Annotated in this window: 11 protein-coding genes, 3 rRNA genes and 1 pseudogene; 9 read left to right on the forward strand and 6 right to left on the reverse strand. The window is 47.5% G+C overall.

Going from position 1 to position 17,408, the window contains the following annotated elements; translation table 11 throughout:
- Window positions 1–17: 17 nt before the first annotated feature.
- The gene (locus MKY92_RS04285) at window positions 18–1,916 is read right to left on the reverse strand and encodes a beta-glucoside-specific PTS transporter subunit IIABC (protein ID WP_339299318.1); all 1,899 of its coding nucleotides are present in this window, start codon (window positions 1,914–1,916) and stop codon (window positions 18–20) included.
- Window positions 1,917–2,100: 184 nt separating this feature from the next.
- Window positions 2,101–2,961, reverse strand: a complete 861-nt coding sequence (locus MKY92_RS04290) for a PRD domain-containing protein (RefSeq protein ID WP_339299320.1) — start codon at window positions 2,959–2,961, stop codon at window positions 2,101–2,103.
- 312 nt (window positions 2,962–3,273) lie between these two features.
- On the opposite strand from MKY92_RS04290, the gene MKY92_RS04295 reads away from it, so the two are divergent.
- From MKY92_RS04295 to MKY92_RS04335, 9 genes are all read left to right on the forward strand, one after another.
- Window positions 3,274–3,441, forward strand: coding sequence for a DUF3934 family protein (locus tag MKY92_RS04295; RefSeq protein WP_074093608.1), 168 nt, complete (start codon window positions 3,274–3,276; stop codon window positions 3,439–3,441).
- A gap of 165 nt (window positions 3,442–3,606) precedes the next feature.
- On the forward strand, window positions 3,607–4,038 hold the full coding sequence (locus tag MKY92_RS04300) for a MarR family transcriptional regulator (protein ID WP_339299321.1): 432 nt from the start codon (window positions 3,607–3,609) through the stop codon (window positions 4,036–4,038).
- Between the two features lie 80 nt (window positions 4,039–4,118).
- The gene (locus MKY92_RS04305; RefSeq protein ID WP_339299323.1) at window positions 4,119–5,294 is read left to right on the forward strand and encodes an ABC transporter permease; all 1,176 of its coding nucleotides are present in this window, start codon (window positions 4,119–4,121) and stop codon (window positions 5,292–5,294) included.
- Between the two features lie 700 nt (window positions 5,295–5,994).
- Window positions 5,995–7,547 (forward strand): 16S ribosomal RNA (locus tag MKY92_RS04310).
- A gap of 368 nt (window positions 7,548–7,915) precedes the next feature.
- Window positions 7,916–10,843, forward strand: a 23S ribosomal RNA gene (locus MKY92_RS04315).
- Window positions 10,844–10,919: 76 nt separating this feature from the next.
- Window positions 10,920–11,036 (forward strand): 5S ribosomal RNA (rrf, locus tag MKY92_RS04320).
- The 16S, 23S and 5S rRNA genes sit together here, the layout of an rRNA operon.
- Window positions 11,037–11,221: 185 nt before the next feature.
- The gene (locus MKY92_RS04325; RefSeq protein ID WP_339301676.1) at window positions 11,222–11,845 is read left to right on the forward strand and encodes a deoxynucleoside kinase; all 624 of its coding nucleotides are present in this window, start codon (window positions 11,222–11,224) and stop codon (window positions 11,843–11,845) included.
- A complete protein-coding gene (locus MKY92_RS04330) occupies window positions 11,842–12,498 on the forward strand; it encodes a deoxynucleoside kinase (protein ID WP_101314590.1) in 657 nt (218 codons plus the stop codon). Before MKY92_RS04325 ends, MKY92_RS04330 begins: the two co-directional genes overlap by 4 nt.
- A gap of 328 nt (window positions 12,499–12,826) precedes the next feature.
- Window positions 12,827–13,309, forward strand: coding sequence for a hypothetical protein (locus tag MKY92_RS04335; RefSeq protein ID WP_339299324.1), 483 nt, complete (start codon window positions 12,827–12,829; stop codon window positions 13,307–13,309).
- 568 nt (window positions 13,310–13,877) lie between these two features.
- On the opposite strand, the gene MKY92_RS04340 is transcribed toward MKY92_RS04335, so the two are convergent.
- From MKY92_RS04340 to thiM, 4 genes and pseudogenes are all read right to left on the reverse strand, one after another.
- Complete coding sequence (locus tag MKY92_RS04340) at window positions 13,878–14,621, reverse strand: MerR family transcriptional regulator (protein WP_339299326.1); 744 nt, start codon at window positions 14,619–14,621, stop codon at window positions 13,878–13,880.
- A 341-nt stretch (window positions 14,622–14,962) separates the two neighbouring features.
- Window positions 14,963–15,628 carry a thiamine phosphate synthase gene (gene thiE, locus MKY92_RS04345; RefSeq protein ID WP_339299327.1) on the reverse strand — a complete coding sequence of 222 codons (666 nt, stop codon included), beginning with the start codon at window positions 15,626–15,628 and terminating at the stop codon, window positions 14,963–14,965.
- A complete protein-coding gene (gene thiD, locus MKY92_RS04350) occupies window positions 15,628–16,440 on the reverse strand; it encodes a bifunctional hydroxymethylpyrimidine kinase/phosphomethylpyrimidine kinase (protein WP_339299328.1) in 813 nt (270 codons plus the stop codon). The genes thiE and thiD overlap by 1 nt, the downstream gene beginning before the upstream one ends.
- Window positions 16,437–17,258, reverse strand: a pseudogene (gene thiM, locus MKY92_RS04355) (hydroxyethylthiazole kinase); the annotation flags it as partial. The pseudogene thiM and the gene thiD, both read right to left, overlap by 4 nt.
- Between the last annotated feature and the right edge of the window lie 150 nt (window positions 17,259–17,408).

The following is a 17,408-nucleotide window of genomic DNA, read 5'->3' on the forward strand; positions in this document are numbered from 1 at the left end:
ATATGTTATAGGTTGGGTCAGACAACGAGAGTCAGCAGGACATCATTTTTCTGTACCTGTTCTTGAGTTGTTTCGAACACATCCACTTCTTGCTGCGTAAGAGTAACCATGACAGGGGTTACGGTTTCGTATCCGGCTTCCATGATCTTATCGATGTCAAACTGGATCAACAGATCGCCCTGTCTGACAATATCACCTTCCTGAACGACAGGAGAGAAGTGTTTTCCTTTCAGTGCTACTGTGTTGATGCCAATATGAATCAGAATTTCCGTTCCTGCGTTGGTGGTTAATCCAATGGCATGTCCAGTCGGGAAGAGGGAGGTGACAACACCGTCTACCGGAGCGACAACTTCACCAATCTCAGGGACAATCGCCAAACCTTTGCCCATAGCACCAGTTGAAAAGGCTGGGTCGTTAATGGTACTCAGTGCTACGGCTTTGCCTGTAAGTGGGCTATAAATTAGTTCTTTCTTGATCTCCGTTGTTTTAGTTTCAGGTACGACAGGAAGTTCTGCTGGTGTACTTTCAGCCGATGTGCTGGAGACAGATTCATTTTTCTCGGAAGCTGTGTCTTTCGTTTTGCTTTCATAACCAAACATCACCGTTAGTACTGCTGCTACCGCAAAGGAGCAGGCAATCGCAATTACGTAGACAACCGTTGGTGTATAGACGGGAATGGCAAATATATTGTGGAACACATAAGCAGTCATTTTAACACCAAAGTGACCATTGATGGCACCGCCGATCGCACCTGCGATAACCACGATAGGAATCACACGTTTATAACGCAGGATCAAACCGTATACAATTGGTTCAGTGACTCCTGCAAGTAAACCTGTAAGGCTGGTTGAACCAGCAAGAGTGCGCAGGGTTTTGTTCTTTTTGGCTTTTAGGAAAATACCGAAAGCTACACCGATTTGTGCAAATACAGCTGCAGCAGCCATGGCTTCAATCGGATCGCCGCCAACCCCGATATTCTGTATCGTAATTGGAGTGAAGCCCCAGTGGAGTCCAAAGACAACCATGAAGGTCATGAATCCACCCAGTACAACCCCTGATAATATACCGCTGACACCAATGAGCCAAGTTACGCCGGAGGAGATCCAGTCACCTACTGTGGTGCCGAATGGTCCGAAGGCCATTGCGGACAGCGGAACCATAATCATCAAAGCAATCATCGGTACAAGGAACAATTGCAGGTCTTTCAAAATGATTTTTTTGAGTAACTTATCCAGAACAGCGTAGATACTAATGGATATGAAGATTGGGAATACGCTGGCTGAATAATTCATCATGACAACCGGTATACCCAGGAATGAGACATCCGAGCCTTTATCCATGAGCCCCGTGAAGCTCGGTTCCATCAGAGCGGCACCAATTACACCTGCTACATAAGGATTGGCTTTCAGCTTCATACCCAGTGTGATGCCAAGGAAAATGGGCAAGAAATAAAATACAGCGTTGCCGGCAGCGGATAAAATCAAGTATGTGTCACTTGTATCCGACATCCATCCGAACATGGTCAGGACAGTCAGCAAAGCTTTTAGCATGCCTGATCCTGCCATAGCCGGGATTAATGGCGAGAAACTTCCGGATATAATTTCAAAAACTTTGGATAATAGCGAGGTTTTTTCCCCTGTAGACTCAGCCGATGAAGAGGAATCTCCTCCGAAATCCCGGTTTTTCATAATCTCCGCATATACATGAGCCACGTTACTACCGATGACCACCTGGAACTGGCCGCCGCTTTCAACAACGGTAATAATACCATCGTGTTTTTCAAGCGTTTCGCGTTCGGCCTTTTTCGAATCTTTCAGGTCGAATCTCAGCCGGGTCGCACAGTGGACAAGACCATTGATATTGGCTTCTCCGCCGACGAGACGAACGATGTCATCCCCCATTTTTTTATGATCCATGTTCATTCTCCTTTGTTGTTAAGATTGCCTGAAAACAAAAAAATACCTAAACGAATGGCTATGATCATCGGAAAGATGACCTGTTGCCAATCATTTAGGTATCGCCTGCTTGAGCAGTAACAATCCTTGTCGTTAAGTTGTGAGACCTACTATATATGACGCCGAAATCGTTTGCAAGCTTTTTTTATTCCGCGTCCAGCAGCTCGTTACGGGAAGTGACACGTTGAATATGGATCGTCAAATACACCTTTTCATCAATGGACATGGCACTTTCAAACTTGTCCTCAAGGTACTGATTGATCCGTTGCGTGCATTCAAATGCCTTGCTATATTTGTCCTTCACCTGCTCATACAGAAAGTTATCTCCAGAAGCAAATTGCTCCTGTTCATTACTCAACATTCGCTGCACAAAATATTGAAGATGGGTAATAAACCGAGAATAATTAAATGAATTTTCATCCAGGGTGATGTGGTAATGGTTGGTCACAATGTTGAAGATATCATCGATAACTTCCGTAATTTCAACGGTTTGTTTCATGCCTTGAGCATCTTGACGAGCGTTTACAAAATGCATGGCAATAAAGCTGGCCTCATGTTCATCCATTTGTATGCCGAATTGTTCCTGAATCAGCTCTACAGCGTTCATGCCAATCCCAAACTCCTTCTTGTAAAACTTCTTAATCTGCCACAAAAGGGAATTCTTCAGCCCGACGGATTTACGGTACCGGGTAATGGCAAACTGAATATGATCGATCAATGATATATAGATATTATCGCTAAAAATATCGCCCATTTCCTGTTTGGCATGACCCACAATTTCGTCCGCTAACTTCAAATATTCAACCGATGTTTCCCCAATCAGATCGATGAGTTTTTGCGGTATTTTATCCGATTTCAGCACAAAGGTTTTTTCGATTTTATCCTCATCCACGGGCTGTCCGTTTTTCTTTTTGAAGCCAAGACCGTTGCCAATGACAACAAATTCGTGACCAACCTGGTTCTCAGCCCGGATGACATTGTTGTTAAAAATCTGACGGATGATCATATATGTGTTTCACCTCAATTGGTCGTAATAATAACAAAAAACCCAAACTAAGGCTTAATAGACAGCCTTGGTTTGGGTATCGCCTGCTTACCAGTAACAATCCCGAAGAAGACGCAGCTTCCTCTTTCAATTATGTCCACTATACCGCTTTCATAACAGAATAACAATACAATGATTTCTGGAAATGGACGTAAAGACGTGGATTTTTGGTATAATAAGAAATGCTGGAAGTGAATTAGATGGGCTGGGTTGCATAATAAGTTACCGAGGACGGTCATTTTTAAGCATATACAGGATTATTGGAGTGATAACATGAGCAATGCAAAGGGAAAAGGCGGCACCGGCCGTGGTACAGGTAAAAAAGGCTGGAACCGTTGGCAAGCCGCTGCTAACCGGGCAAAAAGTGCCCCGAAGCCTTATAAAAGTAAAGGTACAAAGAAGAAGGACGATACCGAAACTTCAAGTGGCAAGCCCGAGTAAGTATGGCTTGACGATGCCAGAGGAGAGAGCTGCCTGACTAACGGGTGGGTCTCTTTTTGCTTGAAAAGATAAAAAATTAAATTGACAGTAGTGTAAATATGGTAATAATATAGATCTTACGCAAATTAGATGGTAGTGCTACTATATAGAGAAAGGAGCATCAGCATGCCTGTTAATATGGATGAAAATCCACTTGGACTGATTCTGTCACGGACGTATCTGGCATATAAAAAAACAACAACCAGAAATCTGAGTGAACAGGATATTACGCCGGAACAATTTGCAGTTCTGAATGAATTGAGCAAGGCTGGAAGCCATATATCACAGAAAAAACTGGCTGAATTAACAGTGAGGGACCAGACAACGGTAGGCAAAATTATAGACAAGTTGATTCGTAAAGGTCTGGTGACAAGAGAAGAAGATCCACAGGACCGCAGAGCGGTTTTGCTATGTTTGACAGCGGAAGGAATGGAGATGAATAACATTCTGACACCAAAGGCAAAACAGCAAGAGCAAGAGGCACTCGCCGAATGTTCCCCTGAAGAGCTCGAAGCATTCTTGAATGTGATGAATCGCATCTATGAAAAGATGAAATAAATTTTTTTGACCAAATATGTGCATGTGCATATATATGTAGTGCAATTATTTTAATTTTAACTAATGGGAGTCGTGAACGAATGAAAAGCTTCAAAGATTTTCTTAAAGTGCCACAGACAAAAATAGGGTTGGTTTTTGCATTGGTTGTTCCGCTGTTATTTGTTGTGATCTGGATGACGGGTTATCATCAAGCCACGGAGAGAGTGGATCAACTTCAAGTTGCTCTGGTGAACGAAGATGGGACACAGGGAACTGAGGTGCAGAAGCAGATTGAAACGCTCGCGCCTTTCCATGTCAATGTACTGGGTTCTGCCGAGGAAGCTGAGCAACAGATGAATGCAGGTAACTATGCGATGGTTATTATTATTCCGGAAGGATTCACTGACCAGATTGAAGGAGGTACAGAGGCGAGCTTGTCCTTTTATATTAATCAGGGAAATGCCGATGTAGCCAAATCCATTGTGGAACATGCTGCGACCGGAATGACTGCGCAAATGGGTCAAGGGATTCTGGAATCCAAAGTTCAAGTGACACTCAATAACGATAGTATAAACAGCGATGAACTGAGTGCAGCTATTGGACAAGCGATGGCGAAGATGAATGAAGGGCCTGTGAAGGCTGAAATTAATAAAACGAACAGCGTGAGTGATTTTGCAACATCGATGCTGCCTATGATTCTGGGCTTTATTACCTACATTGCTTCGATGACCATGAATATTCAGTTCAATATCACGTCGAATATCATGAAGCGTAACCATTCCAAATGGGAAATCTTCTGGGGACGGCAATTGCTATTATTGTGTATAGCTGTGATCGTTCCTCTGATTGTGGATACAGTAGCTCTTCAGTTCACGGATGTTGCGAGCTCCTTCGGCGCTTTGTATCTGTATCATGTGCTGGTGAGTCTGGCTTGTATCTGTTTTACACAAATGAGTTTTGCCCTGTTTGGCAATGCAGGTCCTCTATTTAATGTAGCGATGGTTCCGCTCCAGTTGATGACAGCAGGAAATATAATTCCAGCCGAGATGCTGGCGCCATTCTACCGTTATATCGGAAACTTTCTGCCCGCTTCCAATGGGGTACAGGGATTTATGCGTTTGATCTATAGTGGAGAAGCAGTTGGGGGATACATGGTTCATCTTCTATTGATCTCGATTATTACGTGGGGAATTACGTTGCTGCGAGTTGGTATGCAAAAAGCAGGTAATGGACAAATGACGATGACGCCTCCAGCATCAGCACAGGCACAACATTAAGAGTTTCCTTCTATATATAATGTAATAACACACAAGAAAGTGGTTCACGTATAGTTATATGCGTGCATCACTTTTTTTGTTTATCTTTTATAATACCTCTACTTATACTCGTGGTAACTTACAGTGCCCCCAGTAATCTTGCATGACCTTGATAAAAGGACAACCTAAATTGAGCATATTAATGAAGCTAAAATATATGAGAGGAGATCTAGGCTAATAAGTTTAAAATAAATTGGACATGTATTGCGATGTATGAATGGAAAGAATGTCATTTAAGCTATAATAAACTTTACACTGGGATAGAGGAGAGCAACACAGTAAAGGTAGTTGATTTGTGGTAAATGAATTTTATTAAATTAAGTATTGTAATTAATATCTATACGTGATATATTATTAATCCGGCCAAGAAAACACGAGATACACGGTGCGGTAAGCAAATAAAATAAGCTTCGAAAGAAACTTAAAAAAAGAGCTTGCAAAGTTGGTTCGGACATGATATTATATAAGAGTTGCTGAAGAGAACAACATTCGGTAACGAAACAAGTTTGATCTTTGAAAACTGAACAACGAGTGAGTAAACATTCTGCTTGCAGAATGAACGCGAAAGTTTGAAACAAGCCTTGGCTTGGATCGACTGGAGCACAAATGAGATTTTTAATCTCGTCAGATTCAAAATGAGCTTATCGCTCTTTTCAATACTTTATTGGAGAGTTTGATCCTGGCTCAGGACGAACGCTGGCGGCATGCCTAATACATGCAAGTCGAGCGGAGTTGATAGGAAGCTTGCTTCCTTGATACTTAGCGGCGGACGGGTGAGTAACACGTAGGCAACCTGCCCTCAAGTTTGGGACAACTACCGGAAACGGTAGCTAATACCGAATAGTTGTTTTCTTCGCCTGAAGGAAACTGGAAAGACGGAGCAATCTGTCACTTGGGGATGGGCCTGCGGCGCATTAGCTAGTTGGTGGGGTAACGGCTCACCAAGGCGACGATGCGTAGCCGACCTGAGAGGGTGATCGGCCACACTGGGACTGAGACACGGCCCAGACTCCTACGGGAGGCAGCAGTAGGGAATCTTCCGCAATGGGCGAAAGCCTGACGGAGCAATGCCGCGTGAGTGATGAAGGTTTTCGGATCGTAAAGCTCTGTTGCCAGGGAAGAACGCTTGGGAGAGTAACTGCTCTCAAGGTGACGGTACCTGAGAAGAAAGCCCCGGCTAACTACGTGCCAGCAGCCGCGGTAATACGTAGGGGGCAAGCGTTGTCCGGAATTATTGGGCGTAAAGCGCGCGCAGGCGGTCATTTAAGTCTGGTGTTTAATCCCGGGGCTCAACCCCGGATCGCACTGGAAACTGGGTGACTTGAGTGCAGAAGAGGAGAGTGGAATTCCACGTGTAGCGGTGAAATGCGTAGATATGTGGAGGAACACCAGTGGCGAAGGCGACTCTCTGGGCTGTAACTGACGCTGAGGCGCGAAAGCGTGGGGAGCAAACAGGATTAGATACCCTGGTAGTCCACGCCGTAAACGATGAGTGCTAGGTGTTAGGGGTTTCGATACCCTTGGTGCCGAAGTTAACACATTAAGCACTCCGCCTGGGGAGTACGGTCGCAAGACTGAAACTCAAAGGAATTGACGGGGACCCGCACAAGCAGTGGAGTATGTGGTTTAATTCGAAGCAACGCGAAGAACCTTACCAGGTCTTGACATCCCTCTGACCGGTACAGAGATGTACCTTTCCTTCGGGACAGAGGAGACAGGTGGTGCATGGTTGTCGTCAGCTCGTGTCGTGAGATGTTGGGTTAAGTCCCGCAACGAGCGCAACCCTTATATTTAGTTGCCAGCACTTCGGGTGGGCACTCTAGATAGACTGCCGGTGACAAACCGGAGGAAGGTGGGGATGACGTCAAATCATCATGCCCCTTATGACCTGGGCTACACACGTACTACAATGGCCGGTACAACGGGCTGCGAAATCGCGAGATGGAGCCAATCCCAACAAAGCCGGTCTCAGTTCGGATTGCAGGCTGCAACTCGCCTGCATGAAGTCGGAATTGCTAGTAATCGCGGATCAGCATGCCGCGGTGAATACGTTCCCGGGTCTTGTACACACCGCCCGTCACACCACGAGAGTTTATAACACCCGAAGTCGGTGGGGTAACCGCAAGGAGCCAGCCGCCGAAGGTGGGATAGATGATTGGGGTGAAGTCGTAACAAGGTAGCCGTATCGGAAGGTGCGGCTGGATCACCTCCTTTCTATGGAGAATCGTTTCCTGCAACGGAAACATTCAAATACGCAGGTTCTTAGAACCTGCAACAGCGATTCATTTCGGTCCGTCACTTCGGTGTGGATGAAATGAAGAGCACAAACTACTCACTCGTTGTTCGGTTTTGAGAGCTCAAACTCTCAAAACAGCTTGCTTTTACATGGAGCTTGTTCTTTGAAAACTAGATATCGAAACGAAACAAACGCGAATTAGAACATTCCTTTAAGCTAAACTTGTGCAAACAAGTCAAGTGTATAAAGGTGGTTAAATTGCTTTTGTGATGGTATCGGGTGAGAGCGACTTTTGGCTTTGCGCAAGCAAAACAAGGGAAGCGAGCGACCGAAACCGGAACAAAATGGTTAAGCTACTAAGAGCACACGGAGGATGCCTAGGCGCTAGGAGCCGATGAAGGACGTGGCGAACAACGAAACTGCCTCGGGGAGCTGTAAGCAAGCTTTGATCCGGGGGTGTCCGAATGGGGAAACCCAGCTGGGGTAATTTCCAGTTACACCTAACTGAATACATAGGTTAGTGTGAGGCATACCAGGGGAACTGAAACATCTAAGTACCCTGAGGAAGAGAAAACAATAGTGATTCCGTCAGTAGCGGCGAGCGAACGCGGAGAAGCCCAAACCAGAGAGCTTGCTCTTTGGGGTTGTGGGACGTCTCACATGGAGTTACAAAGGAACCGGTTAAGCGAAGAGGTCTGGAAAGGCCCGCCAAAGAAGGTAAAAGCCCTGTAGTTGAAAGTCTGTTCCCTCCGAGACGGATCCCGAGTAGTGCGGGGCACGTGAAACCCCGTATGAATCCGGCAGGACCATCTGCCAAGGCTAAATACTTCCTAGCGACCGATAGTGAAGCAGTACCGTGAGGGAAAGGTGAAAAGCACCCCGGAAGGGGAGTGAAATAGAACCTGAAACCGTGTGCTTACAAAAAGTCAGAGCCCGTTTTAGGGGTGATGGCGTGCCTTTTGTAGAATGAACCGGCGAGTTACGTTCCCGTGCAAGGTTAAGGTGAAGAGCCGGAGCCGCAGCGAAAGCGAGTCTGAATAGGGCGATATAGTACGTGGACGTAGACCCGAAACCGGGTGATCTACCCCTGTCCAGGGTGAAGGTGCGGTAACACGCACTGGAGGCCCGAACCCACGCATGTTGAAAAATGCGGGGATGAGGTGGGGGTAGCGGAGAAATTCCAATCGAACTCGGAGATAGCTGGTTCTCCCCGAAATAGCTTTAGGGCTAGCCTCGGAAAACAGAGTCGTGGAGGTAGAGCACTGATTGGGTGCGGGGCCCGCAAGGGTTACCAAGCTCAGTCAAACTCCGAATGCCATAGACTTACTTCCGGGAGTCAGACAGTGAGTGCTAAGATCCATTGTCAAAAGGGAAACAGCCCAGACCATCAGCTAAGGTCCCCAAGTGTGTGTTAAGTGGGAAAGGATGTGGAGTTGCACAGACAACCAGGATGTTGGCTTAGAAGCAGCCACCATTGAAAGAGTGCGTAATAGCTCACTGGTCGAGTGACTCTGCGCCGAAAATGTAACGGGGCTAAACACACCACCGAAGCTATGGCTTGATGCTTTGCATCAGGGGTAGGGGAGCGTTGTATAAGGGTTGAAGGTGTACCGTAAGGAGCGCTGGACATTATACAAGTGAGAATGCCGGTATGAGTAACGAAAAGATCAGTGAGAATCTGATCCGCCGAAAGCCTAAGGGTTCCTGAGGAAGGCTCGTCCGCTCAGGGTAAGTCGGGACCTAAGGCGAGGCCGAAAGGCGTAGTCGAAGGACAACAGGTCGAAATTCCTGTACCACCGTAAGCCGTTATGAGCAATGGGGGGACGCAGTAGGGTAGTGACGCGGACTGATGGATGTCCGTCTAAGCAGTAAGGCTGATGTGTAGGCAAATCCGCACATTGTAAGGCTGAGCTGTGATGGGGAGCGAAAATTATAGTAGCGAAGGTCATGATCTCACACTGCCAAGAAAAGCCTCTAGCCAGGTGATGGTGCCCGTACCGCAAACCGACACAGGTAGGCGAGAAGAGTATTCTAAGGCGCGCGGAAGAACTCTCGTTAAGGAACTCGGCAAAATGACCCCGTAACTTCGGGAGAAGGGGTGCCCCGGTAGTGTGAATAGCACGAGGGGGCCGCAGTGAAAAGGCCCAAGCGACTGTTTAGCAAAAACACAGGTCTGTGCGAAGCCGTAAGGCGAAGTATACGGGCTGACGCCTGCCCGGTGCTGGAAGGTTAAGGGGAGTGGTTAGGGAGTAATCCCGAAGCTGTGAACCGAAGCCCCAGTAAACGGCGGCCGTAACTATAACGGTCCTAAGGTAGCGAAATTCCTTGTCAGGTAAATTCTGACCCGCACGAATGGCGTAACGACTTGGGCGCTGTCTCAACGAGAGATCCGGTGAAATTTTAATACCTGTGAAGATGCAGGTTACCCGCGACAAGACGGAAAGACCCCATGGAGCTTTACTGCAGCTTGATATTGAATTTGGGTACGATCTGTACAGGATAGGTGGGAGCCTTTGAAGCATGAGCGCCAGCTTGTGTGGAGGCAACGTTGGGATACCACCCTGATCGTATCTAGGTTCTAACCTGGTACCGTAATCCGGTGCGGGGACAGTGTCAGGTGGGCAGTTTGACTGGGGCGGTCGCCTCCTAAAGAGTAACGGAGGCGCCCAAAGGTTCCCTCAGAATGGTTGGAAATCATTCGAAGAGTGCAAAGGCATAAGGGAGCTTGACTGCGAGACCTACAAGTCGAGCAGGGACGAAAGTCGGGCTTAGTGATCCGGTGGTACCGCATGGAAGGGCCATCGCTCAACGGATAAAAGCTACCCTGGGGATAACAGGCTTATCTCCCCCAAGAGTCCACATCGACGGGGAGGTTTGGCACCTCGATGTCGGCTCATCGCATCCTGGGGCTGAAGTAGGTCCCAAGGGTTGGGCTGTTCGCCCATTAAAGCGGTACGCGAGCTGGGTTCAGAACGTCGTGAGACAGTTCGGTCCCTATCTGTCGTGGGCGTAGGAAATTTGAGAGGAGCTGTCCTTAGTACGAGAGGACCGGGATGGACGTACCGCTGGTGTACCAGTTGTTCCGCCAGGAGCACCGCTGGGTAGCTATGTACGGACGGGATAAACGCTGAAAGCATCTAAGCGTGAAGCCCCCCTCAAGATGAGATTTCCCAGTATGTAAGACCCCTTGAAGACGACGAGGTAGATAGGCTGGGGGTGGAAGTGCAGCAATGCATGGAGCTGACCAGTACTAATCGGTCGAGGGCTTATCCAATAGCAAGTGATAATTCGCATGTTTCGTTTCGAATCTAGTTTTCAGAGAACAACAACTCTGAAATGTAAGCTACGCGTTTGGTGGCGATGGCGGAGGGGTTCCACACGTACCCATCCCGAACACGACCGTTAAGCCCTCTAGCGCCGATGGTACTTGGACCGCAGGGTCCTGGGAGAGTAGGACGCCGCCAAGCAATAGGAAGACACACTTGATGATATCGAGTGTGTCTTTTTTATTTTAGTGTAATTCATAAGTTCCGATTTGACTTGTTATATACATAAAATACTGGCATTCCAATCCTTAAAGCTGTGATACAATAGGTGAGGTCTATATAGAAAACGGAAACACGCATAAGTACGAGGAGGAACAGTGAACACGATGAAATCAGCCCCGTTTATTGCCGTGGAAGGTCCCATCGGAGCGGGGAAAACAACGCTGGCAACGATGCTTTCCCATGAATTGAATCTTCCGTTAGTTAAAGAAATCGTAGAAGAGAATCCATTTCTGGCTTCCTTTTATCAGGATATCGACGAGTGGAGTTTCCAATTGGAAATGTTTTTTCTGTGTAATCGGTTTAAACAACTGGAAGACACGGGCGCTCATTATGTAGAGCAGAATACCCCAGTCATTTCAGACTATCATATCTATAAAAATATGATTTTTGCCGATCGTACCTTAAAGGGAACGAAACGGGATAAGTATCGTCAAATCTATCATCTGTTAACAGATGATCTGCCAAAGCCCAATCTGGTGCTCTATATTGAAGCTGAACTGGATACGTTGATGTACCGCATTAACAAGCGTGGACGCTCATTTGAGCAGGATATGGACCCGGCATATATGGAACAACTGATCGCTGATTACAAAACAGGCATGGACTATCTGGCGAATAGCTCAAATCCACCAGTAATCATTAAAGTCAATGCGGAGCAACTCGATTTTGTGAAACATCCTGAGCACTTCAGGCAGATTGTTAATCAGGTAAAGGAGTATATCATATGAATAACTATGGCATTCCAACGAATGCATTAATTACGGTAGCAGGTACGGTTGGGGTGGGTAAATCCACGTTAACGGCTGCGCTTGCACAGCGTTTGGATTTCAAGACTTCTTTGGAGCAAGTGGATCATAATCCATATTTGGAGAAGTTCTATCATGACTTTGAGCGTTGGAGCTTCCATCTGCAGATTTATTTCCTGGCAGAGCGCTTCAAGGAACAGAAGAAGATTTTTGAACTAGGTGGGGGATTCGTTCAGGATCGTTCCATCTATGAAGATACGGGCATTTTTGCACAAATGCATGCAGATCAAGGAACCATGTCTGCTACAGATTTTGAGACATACAGCAGTTTGTTTGAAGCGATGGTAATGACACCGTATTTCCCACATCCAGACGTGCTGATCTATCTGGAAGGCAGTCTGCCTTCGATTTTAAACCGAATTACGGAACGCGGACGTGAGATGGAGATTCAGACGGATCGTTCGTACTGGGAGCACATGCACGAGCGCTATTCCGTGTGGATTGATCAGTTTACGGCTTGCCCTGTGCTACGTCTGAACATTGATGAGTATGATGTGCATGATCCGGCATCGGTGGATGCCATTTTGGCACAGATTGCAGCTGTCATTCAGCCTTCCAAGGAAGTGCAAAGGTAAGATAGAGCGAGTTTTACAATGGATTTTTCTGGGTTACATTGGTTATATCTATGATACAGATATGGATAACATCCCTTCTACGGCTATTATGCTGTTGGAGGGATGTTTTTTTTATGTGCCAAAGGAATGATGATGAGATGAATGTAGACAAAACTAAGAGGATATATTCGAATGAATAAGGAAATGGATGCTTAATATATCTTTTCTATTATATAAATCATGGTCACCAAAAGTAGAAAAATGTTGAATAATAGGACATTTTGTGGTTTCATAGGAAAGGTGAATTCTGGAAAAGAAGCATATGCATGACTCAGGAGGGAAAGACAACGTGGAAGAGAAACAAGGAGTTAAAATCGGTATGCCGATCATTGGTGGCTTAATTGCAGCCATTCTGGGAGGCATCGTATGGGCAGCTATTGCTGCAATGACCGAGTATGAGGTGGGATTAATTGCGATTTTGATTGGAGTGCTCACGGGTTACGCAGTTGTGTTGTTCTCCAATAAACAAATTGCGACGGTACATAAGATTATTGCCGTACTGTTTGCGCTTGTTGGCATTTTGCTGGGGAAATATCTAACGGTCGTATATTTTACTTCCGAACTGTTTGGTGATGTAGGCGTGATGGAACTCGTGTTTGATAGCGAGATGATCAGTGCGTTTGTGGAAACCTTCCAGGACTATTTCAGTCAACCGATTGATTTGTTATTCATCGTGCTTGCAATTGTGTCTGCATGGCAGATTCCTGGCCGGATGGCGAGAACCAGTCTAGCTACGGATGCATCTTCATCGGATCACGCACCAAGAGCTTAATCGGATAGACAGTGGACCGCTGCAGCAAAATGAGGAACGTTTGACAGAAGAAACTTAATGCACATCATCCTAAGCTTCTGGTGAAACGGTTATATCGAAGGACTGGGAGCAGAAGAAAAACGTAGTAAAGCATCTACACTAAAAGATATTTATAAAGTACTCAGAGTGAGCAGCAGTTAGGCTTGTTCACATTGCGGCTGAGTTACTTGCATACATAAAAGGGACGATACGCCTGAGGGTGTACGTCCCTTTTATGTATTTACCATCTAGTAGGTGGGATACGGCTCATAACTTTTGCAACAACACGAATCGATTAAAATTACTTACCACATAACCCTAGTATAATATCCAGCATGTTAATAAGGTTAATCACAAGAAAGATATGGTCACCCCAGGAGGTAAGTTCAAATATCCGAAGGGTCATGTCATTTACAGTGAATAAAGCTGATGACGAGAATATTTTTACCTTTACATGAAAAGGATTAACTTCCATACTATCGTTTATAGTCCACATCTGGACGGCAATGAGAGTTGAATAATACTGTATGTGGTTGAAGACAGGGCTATATTATTTGTTTTGGTCAGCAAATACAGCCATAGCATCTCTCATAAATACTGCCAAACCATCGCCAAACTGATCAATATTACGCGTGAAGCGTTCATCTTCCACGTACATCTGACCAAGTCCTCTGAAGGCTTCAGGCGAGTAGCTTCCCATTTGGTTTAGGCAGGTGTACCACTCTTTGATGCCAGCCTGTGCCTCCGCAGATGCTGGTTCTGTGTGACGAAGTGAAGCCAGATGTTTGTAGATTTCGTTCATTTGATCGGATAGAGCCTTCTGATCTGTGGTTGATTTACTGTGCAGCTTCTGATTTGCTTGATCGACGGCATGGTCTCCCCAACGTTCCCGCGCTTCTTGTTCATACGGATTCTGGCTAAAATCAAATCCTTCGAATTGTTCTTTGGGTGTCATTTTAATTTCTCCTCTCACGTGTAAAACCGTTCTATCAATGGTAGCAATCATCTGGTCCAGGCGTTGGCGCTTCTCCAGCAGTATAAGTCGATGCATATTAAGTGCTTCTTCCGGATTGAAGGAGGGGTTGGTAATAATGTTTTTGATCTCCTTCAGAGAGAAGTCGAGTTCCTTGAAAAACAATATCTGTTGCAACCGTTCCAGGTTGGCATCTGAATATAATCGATACCCGGCAGAAGTCACTTCGTCCGGGGTTAATAGTCCGATCTCATCATAGTGATGCAGTGTGCGCACACTGATCGAGGCAAGTTCGGCAACTTCTTTTACCTTCATGGCCATGTGTAAAACCTCCTTACAACACCGATTGTACAGTGTCACGTTACGTGAGAGTCAACCGTTGAAAATGAAAAAACAAGATGCGAGCATGGAGGCTGCATCTTGATCATGGATTGGTGAATAAAAGTGAATAGATGTGAATAGGTGTGAATAGATGTGATGAAATTATTGTATCATTCAGTCACTGTAGGGGAGCGGATGCGCTTCTGAGTCGAAGACATAGACTGCTGTCGCGCCGTAGCGGTGTTCTGTGGCTCCTCTGTTATGGAGAGGAGCGTGAGCAGTTGTGGGTTGCACATGTATGCGGTGCAGCCCACGGGGCTGGCAGTGCAGGGAGAGCAGGGCTACGCCTGCATCCCGCGCACTGCCGCAGCGAACTGCGCAGCCGCTGCGCGCACGTCGGCCGCGCCCGCGATGGCGGAGATGACGGCTACGCCGTCGGCTCCAGCCGCCATCACGGCGGCCGTGGTATCGGGCGTAATGCCGCCGATACCCACAATCGGAACTGCGATGCCTGCGGCGCTCAGTTCCGCCACCCCTGCGGGGCCCAGCACAGCGTGGGCATCCGCTTTGGAGCGCGTCGGGTACATGGGCCCGACGCCAAGATAGTCGGCGCCCGCCTGCACTGCACGGCGCGCCTCTTCCACAGAGTGGGCGGATACGCCAAGCATCCGCCCATCTCCAATGCGGGCGCGTACCAGCGCCGCGTCCGCATCTTCCTGGCCGACATGCACGCCGTCGGCCTCCACCACTACAGCCAGCTCCACATCATCGTTCACGATGAACGGGACCCCGTGCTGGCTGCACACCTCGCGAAGCCGCATCGCAAGCGTGATGCGAGCTTCGCCAAACAGGGCGCCAGTTCCCTTTTCGCGGAACTGGAACAGCGTGATGCCGCCAGCAATGGCCTGGCGCAGCACTTCCACAGGGTCTTGCGTTGTATTGACGCTGCCCATCACCAAATACACCTGCATCGCGTGTCGTACCGCATCTGCATCCCAAGGGCGCATCACTGCTCACCCCGCTGTCTGCGCTGATACGCAAAATGATTTGTTGGCCCATGTCCGGCCCCAATCCCCAGCTCATCTTCGATGGCTGCCTGAATGAATGCTCGCGCGGTCGTAACGGCAGCCAGAACAGGTGAACCCTTGGCTAACTCTGCGGTGATCGCAGCAGAGTATGTGCATCCTGTTCCGTGTGTATGACGTGTTACCACACGAACATTCTCCAGATAATGAAAAGACTGTCCATCGTAGAGCACATCCACGATCATGCCACTTCCTTCATCATGACCACCTTTGACCAAAGCATACGTTGAGCCCATATGTACAATCCGTCTTGCGGCTTCTTCCCGCTGATTCAGATTCGTGATGGACATTCCGGTAAGCAGTTCCGCTTCCGGTATATTAGGTGTTGTGATCAGGGCATGGGGCAACAGATCTGTAACCAACGCCTGTACAGCTTCCTGCTGGAGAAGGGGGGCGCCACCTTTGGCTACCATCACAGGGTCGATGACCAGATTTGACCAACGGTATTGCTGCCATTTCTCAGCCACTAGACGAATAATCTCGGCACTGTATAACATGCCGGTCTTCGTTGCGGTTGGTTGAAAGTCTTCGCCGGTCGAGTCCAATTGCTGGGCAATGCCATCGTAAGGGATGGGAAAAACGCCTTGCACACCTGTTGTATTTTGGGCAGCAATAGCGGTGATAACGGTCATGCCGTATACGCCAAGCTCTTGGAATGTTTTCAGATCGGCCTGAATACCTGCGCCGCCCCCGTTATCAGAACCTGCAATGGTTAGCGCTTGAGTAATGCTCATACTGCACCTCCACGGATCTGACGGATCTGTGCGCGTTCTGCCAGGAGATCTGTTGTTACTTGTGCCAGTTGATTCAACAATTCAATCTGGAAGCTGCCCGGCCCCTGATGAGCTGTCCGCTCTGCCGCCAGTTCAGCCGCTACACCATAAAACGCGAGCGCTTCAACAACACTGACTATAAGATCGGCTCCTGATTCCGCTATGGCTGTAAAAGCACCAATCACCGAACTGAGCAGACAGCCAGCACCTGTGACCTGAGTGAGCAGGGCATGACCATTACTCGTGAGGAATGTGGATTGTCCATCAGTAATGATATCTTCTTTCCCCGTAATGACCACGACACAGCCGAGCTTATGTGCTGCCCGCTCCGCAATGCCGATCCGGTCACCCTCACCTGATCCTGCGTCCACACCTTTGATATTCCAGCTCTCACCAATGACATTGGCGACTTCCGCCACATTGCCGCGCAGCACTGTGAGGCGTAGCTCACGAACGAGCATCTGAACGGTTTCTGTACGATAGGCGGTTGCACCTGCACCGACAGGGTCGAGCACAACAGGCACGTGATGCGTATTAGCTGATTGACCAGCCAATCGGATCGCCTGAACGACTTTGTCATCGAGTGTACCAATGTTAAGTACCACGGCACCTGACATCTTGGCGACATCGGCAACTTCCTCATGAGCATAGGCCATAAAAGGGGACGCACCAAGTGCAAGCAGACCATTGGCTGTAAAGGGAGCCACGACAAGGTTGGTGATATTGTGTACCAACGGGTTTTGTGTACGAACACGTTCCAGATAAGACATATAATTTCCTCCTTGTTTTGTATGCTTTCCTGAATCCTTTGACCAAAAAGCTGTAAACGGCTGTTTATTCGGATATAGCGTATCTCAGATTCGTTAGAACTCGCTCCATGCTCTATTCCAGACATGTTAAGGCGCATATAGCTTTGCTTTCATCCCCTT

This window comes from Paenibacillus sp. FSL R5-0623, from assembly GCF_037974265.1.
GTDB lineage: Bacteria > Bacillota > Bacilli > Paenibacillales > Paenibacillaceae > Paenibacillus.